A 371-nucleotide genomic window follows, 5' to 3' on the forward strand; every position below is an offset into this window, starting at 1 on the left:
AAGGGGTTAGAACATTTTTCGGATTTCTGGCACGCCCCCTTACCGGATTATTCGTTTAAAGGATGGGGAAAAGCGCCGTTTTTGCATAGCGCCTTTGCCTACATCGTCTCTGCTGCGGTCGGCGTTGCCATTGTTGTGGCCTTAGCCTATTTGTTGGGCAAGCTACTTGCTAAGAAAGAAAAGGACAACGGAGTCCTTAATTAGTTATGAACTCACAAACATTGCCCCAGTGGCTTACGCAAAAAGAACAATTCAATACGGCCGAGGACGGATTAAAGTCTAACAAGAGACATAACTTTCTTGAAAAGACGCTTGTCGGCATATCCTCAGCGATAAAAGAAGCTATTTTTTCCGAGCGATATGCCGGCCTT

The 371-nt window shown here is 45.6% G+C and carries 1 protein-coding gene; it reads left to right on the forward strand.

The features are described from left to right. Positions 1-204, forward strand: a 204-nt coding sequence (locus COY37_RS09420) for a PDGLE domain-containing protein (RefSeq protein WP_286977366.1), incomplete at its 5' end; no start/stop codon positions are given. Positions 205-371: the final 167 nt, after the last annotated feature.

It is taken from the genome of Candidatus Aquicultor secundus (assembly GCF_002791875.1).
Taxonomy (GTDB): Bacteria; Actinomycetota; Aquicultoria; order Aquicultorales; family Aquicultoraceae; genus Aquicultor_A; species Aquicultor_A secundus.